This is a genomic window from Mesorhizobium sp. M2A.F.Ca.ET.067.02.1.1 (assembly GCF_004023285.1).
Lineage (GTDB): Bacteria > Pseudomonadota > Alphaproteobacteria > Rhizobiales > Rhizobiaceae > Mesorhizobium.
On sequence record NZ_RZSB01001301.1, the window covers coordinates 1 to 777 of the forward strand.

The 777-nt window shown below is 63.3% G+C and carries 2 protein-coding genes; both read left to right on the forward strand.

The window, feature by feature from the left end:
• Window position 1: 1 nt before the first annotated feature.
• Window positions 2-382, forward strand: coding sequence for a holo-ACP synthase (acpS, locus tag EOA28_RS37440; RefSeq protein ID WP_245501708.1), 381 nt, complete (start codon window positions 2-4; stop codon window positions 380-382).
• A gap of 79 nt (window positions 383-461) precedes the next feature.
• Window positions 462-777, forward strand: a 316-nt coding sequence (gene lepB / locus EOA28_RS37445; protein WP_128315925.1) for a signal peptidase I, incomplete at its 3' end; no start/stop codon positions are given.

Here is a 777-nt window from a genome sequence, read left to right on the forward strand (position 1 = left end):
CATCAGACGCATCGAAAAATCGCTGGAGCGGCACGGCCAGCGCTTCGTCCAGCGCATCTACACCGAGGTCGAGCAGGCCAAGTCGGAAAAGCGGGCCGCCCGCGCGGCTTCCTACGCCAAGCGCTTCGCCGCCAAGGAGGCCTGCGCCAAGGCGCTGGGCACCGGCATGGCCGAGGGCGTGTTCTGGCGCGACATGGGCGTGATCAACCTGCCGAGCGGCGCGCCGACCATGGCGCTGACCGGCGGCGCCGCCGCCAGGCTGGAGAACATACTGCCGAAAGGCCACCGGGCGCTGATCCATCTCACCATCACCGATGATTTCCCGCTTGCTCAAGCCTTTGTGATTATCGAGGCGGTGCCCGCCGAACAAGCGCCACATTGATTCCATCTGACCACGAGCGGCATGACGTTGCTCAGCGCGCGCCGAGACTCTATACCAACATCGCACAATCGAGGACGACATGAGCGTGGCTGAAAAATCGCAGAAGAAATCCGGCGGGCTCGGGGAAACCTTTTCCGTCATCATCCAGGCTCTGCTGCTCGCGCTCGTCATCCGCACGCTGCTGTTCCAGCCTTTCTCCATCCCGTCCGGCTCGATGCGGCCGACTCTGCTCGAAGGCGACTATCTCTTCGTCACCAAATGGGCCTACGGCTATTCGCGCTATTCGCTGCCGTTCGGTCCCGATATCTTTTCCGGCCGCATCTGGGGCTCGGAGCCCAAGCGCGGCGACGTGGTGGTGTTCAAGTTCCCGCCGGACCCATCGGTCGACTACATCA